The organism is Metabacillus fastidiosus NBRC 101226, from assembly GCF_001591625.1.
Taxonomy (GTDB): domain Bacteria; phylum Bacillota; class Bacilli; order Bacillales; family Bacillaceae; genus Metabacillus; species Metabacillus fastidiosus.
The window spans coordinates 1-13,239 of sequence record NZ_BCVG01000101.1 but is presented as its reverse complement, the minus strand read 5'-3'; the positions used below and the strand labels follow the sequence as shown (position 1 = coordinate 13,239).

The window sequence follows — 13,239 nt, the reverse complement described above, 5'->3', positions numbered from 1 at the left end:
GTGGACCTCAACTAATCATCAGTGAGAGAAGAAAAACCTCTCACTGATGAAAGTTTCACTTTATCTTTTCCACCTTATTCGGTTTCCATCCTTGACCATCTACCCACGTAATATAAACTTTATATTTAGCAGATTTATCTTTCGGAGAAATCGTTCCAACTGCATCGTTAGGACTGCCATTGTTACCTAGGAACCAAATAATCATTTCTGATTCAGGGATTGCTGTTGCATAGCTTAACGCTTTCTTCATTTCAGCCCAGTCTTGAGAATTTTTACTATAGTCGGCAGAATGTTGACCTGTCTGTGTCGTTCCAACTGGCTCCCATGCTGGATTCTCGATCACTTCTTTAACATTTGAGTTAGGTGGCCCTTCTGTAATTGTCGCTTCCTCAAAAGGGTCTTTACTTACTGATTCATCATCAGCTTTATCAGTATCTTTGCTCTCTTCTTCCCCTTTATCTGTCAGCTCATCTTCTTTTAAATCTTCTTCTTTTCCTTCTTCTGTATCTTTACTTTCCTCTTGCTCTTTATCTTCTACAGCCTTTTCTTTGTTTTTCTCATTTGCAAGCTTTATTTCAGGAGGCTCATTATACTTACTAGATGCTTCTTCTTTTCCTCCTGTTGCCAACTGATACCCTATAACAATAATGAGAACAAAGACAATCCCAATTAAGGCGTTTAATACGATATTTGATTTTCTTTTTTTCTCTCTCTTTTCAAATCTCGAACCACTATTGTAATTGTTCACTTTCTACACTCCTTTGTCCCTCTTGCCTTTCACTTTTATATATTATAAAAGTTTCTCTTTATTCTAGCATGCCTTTAATAATCTATCTAGTTTCAATATTATCTAATTCATACAGCGTTTCAATAAGTTCATAAAAAACACCGTTTGTTGCTGCATCTTCACTCTTTGTATCCATCTCAACGACAGCAAGTGCATACTTTGGATTTTTCGCCGGAAAATATCCAGCAAACCATTTATTATAAAGAGGTTTCCCGTTCTCATCTTTATGTCCGGTTTGAGCCGTTCCCGATTTACCTGATACTTCATATGACGATGTTTGAAATCTTCTTCCAGTCCCCTCTTCGTCTGTCACAACTCCACGAAGAAGTTTTTGTAATTTTTTCGCTGTATATTTTTTTATATTTTCTCCTTCAATAGGATTAGACGAAAAGGTAAACATATTTGTTCCATTTTTATATAAAATATTTTTAACAATTTTTACTTGTTCCTTTTTACCGTCCCTTGCAATCGTCGCCATCATATTTGCGACAGCTAAAGGTGTAACTTTTACATCTTTTTGGCCAATTGCTGTTTGATCAATTGCCTTTTTTATATTTTTGTCTTTTTCATCAACCCAAATATTCCCGGGCTTTTCCTCTGGAAGCTGCTTAAATTCATCGTAATGGAAAACCTCTCCGTTCCATCCAACCCTATCTATCAATCCTAATTTTTGTGCTGTTTCTTCAATAACACGGTCATTTTTCTTCATCAGTTCATTTGCAAGTGTTGTAAATGTATAATTACAGCTTTTTGCAAAACTTCTTTCTAAATTAAGCACGCCGTCTTTTTGTTTACCGTCTTCTTTCCCGTACAAATTAAGATTACAATTAAATTGCCGTGAGACATCATCTAAACCATATTCAATTGCTGCGGCAGAAATGACTGTTTTAAATGTCGAACCTGGAAAAAGAGGCTGCAGCATATAATTTGTATATGTAGACCGTTCTGTTCTATCAAATGCCGGCTTACTCACCATAGAAATAATTTCATTCGTTTTTATATCTATTAATACGAGTCCACCCTTTTCAAGCTTGCGTTTCTCCGTTATTTCCTCAGCAGCTAATTGAACTTGCCTATCAATAGTCGTTTGCACGGATACAGGGTAAAAGGGATTGGCATCGGCTATATATTTCACATTGACACCGAATAATGGATTTCCTGTTCCATCTACATGATAAAGCAGCTTCGTTTCAGCATCTGGTAATAAAAACTCATCGAATGCTCTTTCTAATCCTGTGACACCGATTTTTGTATTGTAGGATAAATCAGTTCGATCAGGATAGATTTTTTTCAGTCTCTCATAATTCTCACCAGTGATTCCAATAATATGCTCAGCTGTTCTTTCCTGAAGCGGAACTTGTTTATAAATCCCAAAGACACCTGGAATGGATAAATTATTAATTTCTTTTAAGTCTCGTTCTGATAAATCCAATCCATCTGAAGTTGTAAGAATAAGAGGTTTATTCGCTTTTTCAAGGCGTTTTTTTATCGTAAATTCTGAAATTTTTATAATATTTGATAGCTCCCTCACTGGCCAATCCTCATTCTTTAAAAATGGAAATAAGACAACTGTGGGTTCTGCGCTCTCACTAAGCGGTATATTATTACGGTCAATGAACCGCCCTCGTCCATCATCAATCACAACTTCCTGTGTCCTCTGCTTCACACTCTCTTCAATTAGATTAATGCCTCTCTCTGAAAAGTTATCTGTATGTAAAAGCTGGATATCAGCTAATCTCGTCATAAATCCGCATAGAATAAAAATAAAAAAGATTGCAATAAACAGAACTCTTTTTTTTCGAATCATTATAAAAACACCTCGTCAACAGTTTTGACGAGGTGTTTCATAAATAAACATTATGTTTTTTATTTTATCCCAGCCTTAACGGGCAGTAAGACTCTCACAAGGTTCTGTAAATTCAAAGTAGTTAAGTGGGAGATCAACTGTCCGTAAAGATCCGACCAATAGAACACATACTAAATTCGCCACTTCACGCGAACAACGTATGTATGACCCTCATCGTGCGGGCCTCAACTAACCATCAGTGGGGAAACAGCCTCCCCCCACTGATGGAAGTTTCACTGTACGCTTGTAATTTTTACTCTCATTTCACCCGCAGGGATTTGAACAGTTACTTCATCCCCTATTTTTCTGCCTAACAGGCTTTTTGCAATAGGTGAATCATTTGAAATTTTTCCATCAAGCGGATTTGCTTCTGCACTTCCGACAATTGTATATGTTTCTTCTTCACCATCTGGAAGTTCAATAAATGTAATTGTTTTTCCAAGTGATACTACACCAGCATTTGATCCATCTTCTACAATAATTTTCGCATTGCGGATCATATTTTCTAATGTCGTTATACGGCCTTCCACAAAGGCTTGCTCTTCTTTAGCAGAATCATATTCAGAGTTCTCGGATAAATCTCCGAAACTTCTCGCAATTTTAATTCTTTCCACCACTTCTTTACGCTTAACCGTTTTCAAATATTCAAGCTCTTGTTCAAGCTTCTCTTTACCTTCTTCTGTCATTGGAAACACTTTGTCTTGTGCCATATTGACTTTCACTCCTTCTAGTAAACTTCCCCATTTGCTTTTTTATGTATCATGTACTGCTTCCAGCAGGGATATAACTATTATGTATAAGGCTTACAAATATTCTCAGATGCAGTAGATACGAAAAAAGATAGTAAAAAAGTAAGGGCAATAATTTGCCCTTCTCTTTCACTATTTATTCTAACTACATTGAAAGGTGAATTTAAAGCATAAACAAGCTTATACATAATATGGTCACAGTACTCTTTATCTATGCTATATTATTACAAAAATGCATATTGTTCAACATTTGTTTCAATTTTTGTTAACTTTAACAAATTAACCAAAATATCTCAATGCATTTATATCCCTTTTCTCATCATATTATTCGGGAATACTTTATAGTCTACCTTAAATTTCACAATTTGTAACGGATGACGGGCAACATCGATTTCTCTATTTTTTTCATCCCAGATTTCCTCTATTTTTTGTGTGAAATTTTCAATCTCAGGGCCGAAGAATTCTACTTCATCACCTGGTTTAAAGTAATTACGCTGCTGTAAAGTAACAATTCCAGTTTCCTCGTCGTAATCCAGCACTAGACCTACAAAATCAAATTCTGACTTTTTGCCGCCATGATCACCGAACATCTGCTCTTCAAATCCCGGGACACCTTCAAAAAATGCGGAAGCAGTTTCACGATTTGCACATTTAGCTAGCTCTTTCAGCCATTCAGGATGAATAACAAAATTGTCAGGATCTGCACAATAAGCATCAATTACTTTTCGGTATACACTCACAACCGTCGCAATATAATGAATTGATTTCATTCTACCTTCAATTTTTAAACTGTCAATACCTAGTTCGATCATTTTCGGTATTGATTCGATAAGATTAAGATCTTTTGGGCTCATCGCAAATGGTGCATTACCTTCATTAAGAAGAGATACTTCTTCGTTATCTTCTAAGCTGAATAATCCATAATCCCACCGGCACGACTGACAGCATCCGCCTCGGTTAGAATCCCGCGCAGTCATATGATTACTTAATGTACAACGGCCGGAATAAGCGATACACATTGCACCGTGAATGAATGCTTCAATTTCTATATCGACTTTTTCCTTCATTTCCTTAATCTCTTCCGCACTCGTTTCACGAGCCAGCACGACACGTTCCAATCCTTCTTCTTTCCAAAACTGAACAGCTTTCCAGTTTGCAAGTGATTGCTGTGTACTTAGGTGTACTTCGAGCTTTGGTGCCACTCGGCGGCAAGTCTCGATAATAAATGGATCTGCGACAATAATTCCTGTTACGCCAGCTCCTTGTAAACTTTGTAAATATTCGTCTAAACCGTCCATATTTTCATTATGGGCATAAATATTCGTCGTTACATAAATATGTGCACCATATTTTTTTGCAAACTGAACACCTTCAGCCATTTCTTCAATTGTGAAGTTACCTGCATTTGAACGCAGGCCAAATTCCTGTCCACCGATGAAAACAGCATCCGCACCGTAGTGAACAGCAATTTTTAATTTTTCCAAATTACCAGCTGGTGCAAGTAATTCCGGCTTTTTCGTAATGACCCGTTTTCCATCAATAATAGTGGAGATTTTATCTGTTAAGGCTACCATCGTTTCTCCTCCTTAATAGACTGTTTCTTTAAAGAAGAAACCAGTATCTAGCCGCCTGTTTATTGGTTGGATTTCTTCGATTTCTTCTAAAAGGTCGTCTTTTATTTCATTATATTTCTCATTATCTTCTGCACATAAATCAATCGCCTGTCTATATTTCTTCGTTACTTCTACAATATATTCAGAAGATTTTAAAATACCGTCTATTTTGAATGAATTAATTCCAGCTTCCATCATTTCTTCTAATTCATCGATAATACAAATATCATTTGGACTCATAATATGTGTTCCATTTTCATCTTCAAAAATTGGATATTTATTATCTCTTTCATCGTCTACTAAAAACATGTTTTTATTTTTTCTGCGGTTTTCTATTTCTAATGCTTTTCCTTGATATTCAAAATAATTTCCGAGCAAAGTACGCTTCGATTGGAACATGCACGTCATTCCATGTACCTGAACTTCAATCTCTACTTCTGCATTTTCTTTCGTTTCAATGATCGCATCCATGCTTAACTCACGAGCCAGCACCGCTCGTTTCGCACCTTTTCTTCCCCAATAATTACATGTATACCAGTTTGTTGCCGTCGTCTCTGTATTCCAATGCAGCTTCATATCAGGTGCCACTTCTCTCGCTGTCATTAGTACAGCCGGATCACCAAACACGACTGCATCTACAGAAACCTCATTTAAAAATGAAAGATAGTCAGCCAGTTCATCTACTTTTTCATTATGAAAAATTGCATTCATTGCAACGTATACTTTCTTGCCTGCTTTATGAGCAATTTGAACCGCCTGCTTTATATCATCACGGCTAAATTCTCCAGCTAGACGAAGTCCGTATCTTTGCTCGCCTACAATAAAAGCATCCGCACCAGCTTCAATTAATTTTTCCATGTCTGCCAGTTCTATAGGTGTAACTAATAATTCCGGTTTCTTCAATTTATATTCACCTCAAACTAATTACTTCAATCTGCTAATCGCTATACCGTCACCGATAGGTATAATCGTTGTTTCAAAATTTGGATGAGAATAAAGCCATTTATTATACGTATCAATTTTACGTGCAAGCTGTCTTACATTTCTGCTGCTGAGCTCTGATTGTTCTTTCGCAACAAAGCCTTTAAATAAAACATTGTCAGTAATAATTAATCCGTTCGGAGAGAGCATTTGCTCATAAATAGAAAAAAATCGTTTATATTGTGCCTTTGCCGCATCAATGAAAACGACGTCAAATGGACCATATGGCTCGATTTTATCCTCAAGCTCCAACCCATCTCCTAATAAAATCTTAATCCTGTCACTCAAACCAAATTTTTCTATATTTTGTAATGCTGTATTATATCTATCTTCATTCAGCTCGACTGTTACAATTTGAGCCTCTTCTAATTTCAAAGCCATCCTTATCGCTGAATAACCGATTGCTGCACCAATCTCCAAAATTTTTGCAGGTTTTTGCATCGTTAAAAGAAATAATAAAAAGTCGATGCCTATTTTCTCCATAATCGGCACATCATGCTCTTCTGCAAAATGTTCAATTTCTTTAATGGATTCCAGTTGGTCAGGGATAAGGCTTTCTAAATAGAGTTCCATTTCTTTTTCTAACATGTTTGTCTCCCTCGGCTTTAACAATGGTGTTTTCGTTCAATATTTGCGATAAATGGTAGCATCCTCGCAATAACTCGATATATTTTATCACAACAAGAAAGGGAAAGCGAATGTTATTCACGATCCCTTTTCTGCTTTATCTTGATTTGTAATATGTTTTGCTTTTTCCTTATTATGCTCTTGTAATGTTTTCGTGAAAATGACTTCCCCTTCTTTTGTTGCTAAAAAATAGAGGAAATCTGTTTGTTCCGGCTGTAATGCTGCTGTTAGTGACATCTCACCGGCATTTGCAATCGGTCCTGGAGGCAGTCCCTTATTTCTGTACGTATTATAAGGAGAATCCACTTCTAAATCTTTGTATAAAACACGGTCTTTATGCTTTCCTAAAGCATAAAGCACAGTAGGGTCTGTTTGCAGCGGCATTTCTTCATCTAAACGATTATAAAAAACACTCGAAATTTTTTCCCTGTCAGCCTTTGCTGTTGCTTCTTCTTCAATTAAAGAAGCCATCGTTAAAAATTGGTGAACAGTTAAATTATTTGGTTCAAGCTCTCCATAATACTTACTTACGATTTTACTTGTCTTTTCAACCATCGGGTCAATTATTTGTTCCAAAGTCGGTTTTTCTTCGTAATAAAAGTATGTGGCAGGAAATAAATAACCTTCTAAAGCATATTTAATATTATTTCCATAAATTTCATCTGTTAGTATATTTGGATATTCCTTCTGAAGAGATTGTATAAATTTTTTATCTGTTAATTTTTTTAGAATTTCATCTTCAGGATACGATGTTTTATTTGAAATTATTTTTGCAATTTCAGTAATCTGTCTTCCTTCAGGGATCGTTAACTGAAAAATGGCTTGGTTTGTTACCTTTCCATCTTTTAATCCATTTATAATATCTTGGAAGGACATCGCTTTTGTAAATGTATATTTTCCGGCTTGAAAACCTGATTCATTTTTAAACTTCACATAGTACCTAAAAATTTTCTCATCTTTAATAAGACCGTTTTCTTTTAATATTTTAGCAATGGACGATACAGAAGAACCGATCGGAATGGATACAGTAATTTGTTTATTATTTGACGGGTCCACCGGTTTCAGCGCTGAATTTATATACAAATAACCGCCCCCGATAATTCCTGAAAATACAATTAACAAAACGATAAAAATTGTTAACACGATTTTACGTACAATTTTTGCCTCTTGCTGTTTCTCAAGAATTTTCTTTTGGAACAAGTCTTTGTCTGAATCTTTTTTTGACATTTATACCCTCCTCTCACCCCAACTATTATACTACAACGTTCTATTTTTTTCGGCAATTATTTTAAAATTAAAAGGGAGCTGCAAGACCGATGTCTGCAACTCCCTTTTAAATCAATGATTATTCCTCTTCTTCATCTAAAAATGTATTTAACATTTCTTCGACTAAATCCCATTCCTCTTCTGTTTCAATCGGCTCAAGCTCTCCGTCTTCACCGTCAGCACTTGGGCTGAAACTTGATGCATGGATTTCCATTTCTTCTTCATCATCATTATCACTGCCTAATGGATAATAAAGAACATATGATTTATTAAACTCTTCTGATTCAAATGTAAATAAAACTTCACAAAGCTGTTCATTTCCATCCTCATCAATTACTGTAATTTGCTTTTCACCGTGTTCCATTTCTTTCACCTCTAATTTTTAATTTAAACTGTCTAAATAACCTTGTAAAATCATTACAGCAGCCATTTTATCAATTACTTGCTTTCGCTTTTTGCGACTGACATCAGCTGAAATTAACATTTTCTCTGCTGCCATCGTCGTCAAACGTTCATCCCATAAAATAACTGGCAAGGAAAAGCGCTTCTCTAAAATAGCAGCAAACGCATTGCTCGCTTCTCCCCTTGGACCGATTGAACCATTCATATTTTTAGGCATCCCTAAAATAATCTTTTCGACTGAAAATTCACTTATTATATCGGCAAGCCGATTTAAACCATAGTTTCCGCCTGCTTCATCTATTTTAATCGTTTCAATTCCTTGTGCTGTCCAACCTAATTCATCACTAATTGCGACACCAAGGGTTTTCGAGCCTAAATCCAATCCTAAAATTCGCATATTTTGCCTCTCGAGTTTTGTATGAAGGAAAAGAACATTTACCCGTTTCCTTCATACTTAATAAATGCGTTATACACCATTCCTTTTTTGTAAGTAAGATTTTACAAGTTCCTCAATTAACTCATCGCGCTCGAGTTTTCTAATAAGGTTTCTTGCATCACGATGGCGTGGGATATATGCTGGATCTCCTGATAATAAGTAGCCAACAATTTGATTAATAGGATTATATCCTTTCTCCTTTAACGCATCGTAAACAGTATAAAGAACCTCATTTACATTTGTTTCTGCCGAGTCATCAGAAAAATTGAATTTCATTGTTTTATCAAAGGAACTCATCTGTGCACCTCTTTCTAAAGATTCACAATTAAAGTAATTGTCGGAACCTGTATGTCGATTCTTACCTACATTCTACACTAATTGACAAATTTATAAAACGGATTTTACCCATTCTTCGACATAGTTAAGAGCTTCTTCCAATTTTTCGATGTCTTTTCCGCCAGCTTGGGCCATATCTGGACGTCCGCCGCCTTTTCCTCCACAACGCTCAGCAACTTCTTTTATTAGTTTACCAGCATGGTAACCTTTTTCAACTAAATCATTTGTTACTCCTGCTGCTAGGTTAACCTTTCCATCATTTCCCGCTCCAAGAACAACAATAGCCGATCCAAGCTTATTTTTCAAGTCATCAAGCATTGTTCTTAGACTATTCATATCTTTTGCGTTTACTTTACTCGCGAGTAAAGTAACACCGTCAACTGTTATTGCACGGTCAATAATATTTGCAGTTTCCACATTACCAAGCTTCGCTGTTAATGATTCATTTTCACGCTGAAGATTACGTAAATCACCTTGTAAACTCTCAATTCGTGTTACAACGTCTTTTGGATTCGCTTTTAATTGCGTCGCAGCTTCTTGTAAAACATGAAGCTGGCTGTTTATTAATTCATACGCGCCTTTTCCTGTAGCTGCTTCAATCCGTCTAGTACCCGCTCCAATTCCTGTTTCTGTTACTATTTTAAACAGACCAATTACTGAAGTATTCTGTACGTGACAGCCCCCGCAAAGCTCTAAACTGTAATCGCCAACTTGAACAACACGAACAACTTCGCCGTATTTCTCACCGAATAAAGCCATTGCTCCCATTGCTTTAGCCTCTGCAAGAGATTTATTTTCAATCTCTACTTGAATGCTGTCCCAAATTTTATTATTTACGATTTCTTCAATTTGAGTAATTTCCTCAGGCTTAACTTGTCCAAAATGAGAGAAGTCAAAACGAAGACGATCAGCTGTTACTAATGATCCAGCCTGATTTACATGATCACCTAAAACATCTTTTAAAGCCTGGTGCAGTAAATGTGTAGCCGTATGATTTTTAATAATTCCACTGCGATTCGTTTCATCTACTTCCGCTGAGACGATATCATCTGTTTTTAAGAAGCCGCTCTTAATAATGACATTATGAAGATTTTGCCCGTTTGGTGCTTTTTGGACATCTTTCACAAATGCTTTTACATGCTCATTTGAAATGATTCCTTCATCTGCGATCTGTCCACCGCTTTCCGCGTAGAAAGGTGTTTCACTTAAAATAATTTGAACTTCATCACCATCATTCGCCTGTTCCACAGTCTCTCCATTTTTCACAATTACTAGTACTTTAGAGTTTTCAACAGATAGCTCACTGTAACCGACAAACTTGCTCTCTACTTTTATTTCTCCTAAAACTCCGCTTTGCACTTGCATAGAGTCAACATCTTGACGAGCATTTCTTGCACGTTCACGCTGTCTTTCCATTTCTTGTTCAAAGCCTTCATGATCTACTTTCATTTCTTCTTCTTCTGCGTATTCCTCTGTTAATTCAACTGGGAATCCGTATGTGTCATATAATCGGAAAACATCTTCACCAGGAATAATATTTTGTCCGCTATTTTTCTGCTTCTTAATAACTTCTGCTAAAATTGCAAGCCCGTCATTTAATGTTTCATGAAAACGTTCTTCTTCATTTTTAATTACTTTTTGAATAAATTCTGTTTTCTCTTTTACTTCCGGATAGAAGTCAACCATAATTTCAGCAACGACTGGAACTAATTCATACATGAATGGACGATTAATGCCGATTTGTTTCGCATATCTCACTGCTCTTCGAAGTAATCTTCGCAGCACATAACCACGGCCTTCATTAGAAGGAAGAGCACCATCGCCAATTGCAAAGCTAACAGTTCTAATGTGATCAGCGACTACTTTAAATGCTGTATCTTTCTCATTATCTTTCCCATATTTCTCTCCTGATACCGCTTCAGTCGCTTCAATGATAGGCATAAATAAGTCTGTATCAAAGTTCGTTGGAACATTTTGAATAACAGAGACCATTCTTTCCAGTCCCATACCTGTATCAATATTTTTCTTTGGCAGCGGAGTATATGTTCCGTCAGGATTATGATTGAACTGAGAAAATACAAGATTCCAAACTTCAAGATAACGCTCATTTTCCCCACCTGGATATAATTCAGGATCTTGCGGGTCATTGCCGTATTCTTCGCCGCGATCATAGAAAATTTCTGTATTCGGTCCGCTTGGTCCTTCTCCAATATCCCAAAAGTTTCCTTCTAAGCGGATAATTCTCTCTTCCGGTATACCAATTTTATCTCTCCAGTAATCATATGCTTCATTATCTTCCGGATGTACTGTAACAGATAGACGCTCAGGATCAAAGCCGATCCATTTCTCGCTCGTTAAAAACTCCCAAGCCCATTCGATCGCTTCTTCTTTAAAATAATCACCGATCGAAAAGTTTCCAAGCATTTCGAAGAAAGTATGATGACGCGCTGTCTTTCCGACATTTTCAATGTCATTTGTTCTTATCGATTTCTGCGCATTACAGATTCTTGGATTGTCAGGAATAACACGTCCATCAAAATATTTTTTTAATGTCGCAACACCACTATTAATCCAAAGCAATGTTGGATCATCATGCGGAACGAGAGGGGCACTCGGCTCCACAGCATGTCCTTTTTCTTTAAAGAAATCTAAATACAGTTGTCTTACTTGAGCAGATGTTAAAAACTTCATTATGCTCCTCCTTATATTTATATGTACATTGGGGCACGTAAACGCTAATAATCAAAAAACTCCCGTCCAAGTGTAAAGAGTTCTCCATCTTTATCACAGGGACGAGAGTTGCTCGCGGTACCACCCTGATTATAAATACTGTTTTAGTACTTACATCTTCATTAACCATAACGCGGTTGTTAACGGCAGGTTTTGCCTGCACTCTGGAATAGCCTTCTGTTACACGAAAATCTAGAATCTCTTTCAGCCTAAGGAAATCCCTCTCTAAAGACACAATATAACATACTCGTTCCATCATCGTATTAATATATATTCTAAGGTGAATTATAGACAAAGGATCGGCTGTTTGTCAATGTTGCCTTTTTAATTTCAACATATGAATAGTAACTACTTTTAAGACAGCTAAAATTGGGACTGCGAGCATTAAACCTATCACACCACCGATTTCTCCTCCAGCTAACAGAGCAAACATTAAAATAACGGGGTGCATACGCAAACTTTTGCCGACGATTAACGGTCCTAATATATTTCCTTCTAAAAACTGTAAAGCAAAAATAATAATGACAACGATAATGACTGATTTTGTTGACATTGTTGCTGCAATAATGACTGCTGGAACTGCTCCAATAACTGGACCAAAATATGGGATAATGTTAGTCAATCCAACAAGGATACCTAATATAAGAGAATATTTCAGATCAAAAAACCAGAAAAATAGCCATGCAAGTGTACCGATAATAAAGCAGACAAATAATTGTCCTCTTATATAGTTTCCAAGAGACTGGTCAATATCTTTTATAAATTCGATTGCCTCACTCCGCCATTTCCGTGGTGTTAAATACCATGCAGCCTTTTTCATTTGATCATAATCTTTCAGCATATAAAATACTAGGAAAGGAATGATCGCGAGGACAATTAAGTAATCGAATATTCCTCTTAAAAAATTAATGAGTTTCTCCACCAGTTCAGAAACCCATAATTCCAAGTCAATAAATAATTGATCAATTCTTCCATGGATACCCTCAGGCCAACGATTTGTCTGATCTCTGATTGATTCAATCCACAGTTCGTAATTGCTTGTAAACTGTGGGAGACTTTCAGATAAATCCCTTAACTGAATGACTAATAGCGGAATTCCTCTATAGAAGCCATAGCCTACTAAACCAAAAAATAAAAAGTAAATAATTAAAATGGATAACGTCCTTGGAAGGCCGGTCTTTTGTAATTTCCCGATAACCGGGTGAAGAAGATATGTAATAAAAGCGGCGACTAAAAGTGGATAAAATATTGCTTCAAACATAATAAAAAATGGGCCCCAAATAAGACTCAGTTTAAGAAAAACATAGATAGAAAGGAGGCTTAGTAAAAGAATTGCGATTTTCAATAACCATTTAATATGTTTTTCCTTCATTTTTATCCCCCTTTTTAACTATCTTTTTTTAAAACGGCTGGATTTATTCACATAAAGTGAAACTTCTATCAGTGGGAGTTTTCATGCGTCCCCC

At 36.3% G+C, this 13,239-nt stretch carries 12 protein-coding genes and 1 other annotated feature; all 12 genes read right to left on the bottom strand.

Annotated elements, in window-relative coordinates; all coding sequences use genetic code 11:
• Positions 1–55: 55 nt before the first annotated feature.
• Positions 56–748 (bottom strand): YrrS family protein, encoded by a 693-nt coding sequence (locus tag BFA01S_RS17795; RefSeq protein ID WP_066233851.1) that lies wholly within the window; start codon positions 746–748, stop codon positions 56–58.
• An 82-nt stretch (positions 749–830) separates the two neighbouring features.
• Positions 831–2,594, bottom strand: coding sequence for a peptidoglycan D,D-transpeptidase FtsI family protein (locus BFA01S_RS17790; protein WP_066233847.1), 1,764 nt, complete (start codon positions 2,592–2,594; stop codon positions 831–833).
• A 272-nt stretch (positions 2,595–2,866) separates the two neighbouring features.
• Positions 2,867–3,343, bottom strand: coding sequence for a transcription elongation factor GreA (greA, locus tag BFA01S_RS17785; protein WP_066233844.1), 477 nt, complete (start codon positions 3,341–3,343; stop codon positions 2,867–2,869).
• 341 nt (positions 3,344–3,684) lie between these two features.
• Entirely contained in the window at positions 3,685–4,956 is a 1,272-nt protein-coding gene (locus BFA01S_RS17780) for a peptidase U32 family protein (RefSeq protein WP_066233842.1), read from the bottom strand.
• A 12-nt stretch (positions 4,957–4,968) separates the two neighbouring features.
• Positions 4,969–5,898 (bottom strand): peptidase U32 family protein, encoded by a 930-nt coding sequence (locus tag BFA01S_RS17775; protein WP_066233839.1) that lies wholly within the window; start codon positions 5,896–5,898, stop codon positions 4,969–4,971.
• 21 nt (positions 5,899–5,919) lie between these two features.
• Complete coding sequence (locus BFA01S_RS17770) at positions 5,920–6,564, bottom strand: O-methyltransferase (RefSeq protein ID WP_066233836.1); 645 nt, start codon at positions 6,562–6,564, stop codon at positions 5,920–5,922.
• Between the two features lie 117 nt (positions 6,565–6,681).
• A complete protein-coding gene (gene mltG, locus BFA01S_RS17765) occupies positions 6,682–7,830 on the bottom strand; it encodes an endolytic transglycosylase MltG (protein ID WP_066233831.1) in 1,149 nt (382 codons plus the stop codon).
• Between the two features lie 118 nt (positions 7,831–7,948).
• Positions 7,949–8,233, bottom strand: coding sequence for a DUF1292 domain-containing protein (locus BFA01S_RS17760; RefSeq protein ID WP_066233829.1), 285 nt, complete (start codon positions 8,231–8,233; stop codon positions 7,949–7,951).
• Between the two features lie 18 nt (positions 8,234–8,251).
• Positions 8,252–8,668, bottom strand: coding sequence for a Holliday junction resolvase RuvX (gene ruvX, locus BFA01S_RS17755; protein WP_066233826.1), 417 nt, complete (start codon positions 8,666–8,668; stop codon positions 8,252–8,254).
• A 69-nt stretch (positions 8,669–8,737) separates the two neighbouring features.
• Positions 8,738–9,004 carry an IreB family regulatory phosphoprotein gene (locus BFA01S_RS17750; protein WP_066233823.1) on the bottom strand — a complete coding sequence of 89 codons (267 nt, stop codon included), beginning with the start codon at positions 9,002–9,004 and terminating at the stop codon, positions 8,738–8,740.
• Between the two features lie 90 nt (positions 9,005–9,094).
• Positions 9,095–11,734: an alanine--tRNA ligase gene (gene alaS, locus BFA01S_RS17745; RefSeq protein ID WP_066233820.1), complete on the bottom strand. Its 2,640-nt coding sequence runs from the start codon at positions 11,732–11,734 to the stop codon at positions 9,095–9,097.
• A gap of 94 nt (positions 11,735–11,828) precedes the next feature.
• Positions 11,829–12,041 (bottom strand) — a binding site (T-box leader).
• A 42-nt stretch (positions 12,042–12,083) separates the two neighbouring features.
• A complete protein-coding gene (locus tag BFA01S_RS17740; protein ID WP_066233817.1) occupies positions 12,084–13,145 on the bottom strand; it encodes an AI-2E family transporter in 1,062 nt (353 codons plus the stop codon).
• Positions 13,146–13,239 lie beyond the last annotated feature (94 nt).